2 protein-coding genes are annotated in these 784 nt (G+C 46.7%); both read left to right on the forward strand.

The annotated features are described in order from the left end of the window. Positions 1 to 431 (forward strand): D-ribose pyranase (gene rbsD, locus A3739_RS19340; RefSeq protein WP_369821113.1); only part of this gene is annotated, 431 nt, incomplete at its 5' end. 25 nt (positions 432 to 456) lie between these two features. Further along, a partial coding sequence (locus A3739_RS19345; RefSeq protein WP_156502702.1) for an ATP-binding cassette domain-containing protein occupies positions 457 to 784 on the forward strand: 328 nt, incomplete at its 3' end.

Genomic DNA, 784 nt, shown 5'->3' on the forward strand with positions numbered 1-784 from the left:
GGGAAAACATAATGAAGAAAAGCGCTCTTCTTAACTCTGACGTTTCACATCTCATTGCCAGTATGGGACATGGTGATGAAATGACGATAGCCGATGCCGGTTTACCGATCCCTGATGACGTAGAACGTATCGATTTGGCATTAACGCATGGCGTACCGAGCTTTGAGGATACAGTGCGAACGGTTCTATCGGAACTGCAAGTCGAGGCGGTGTTCATCGCGCATGAAATAAAAGAGCATAACCCTTCTGCCCACCAGATTTTGGAAGGCTTACTTGATGATGCAGAGCGTGATCAAGGCGCTGATATTTCTCGTCATTATGTTAGTCATGAGGAGTTCAAAGACATAAGTTGCGATAGTTTAGCGGTCGTTCGGACGGGCGAGTGCAGCCCATATGCCAATGTCATATTTCAATCAGGCGTTGTGTTTTGAGTGCAGCGCTCTTAGGGATGGGATGATGACTGAGGCTATTTTACAACTGAAAGATATTGAGAAGTCTTTCCCTGGAGTGAAAGCTTTAGATAAAGCTTGTTTGAGTGTTTACCCCGGGCGGGTGATGGCCTTAATGGGTGAAAACGGCGCAGGAAAAAGCACAATGATGAAAGTGCTAACTGGCATCTACCGCTCTGACGGTGGGAGCGTTCATTATCAAGGCGAAACGGTTTCTTTCTCTGGTCCACGTGAATCGCAAGAAGTGGGGATCAGTATTATCCATCAAGAATTGAATCTCGTTCCCGAGCTAACCATCGCCGAAAACATATTCTTAGGACGCGAACCGACCAATG

Source organism: Oleiphilus sp. HI0067, from assembly GCF_001635735.1.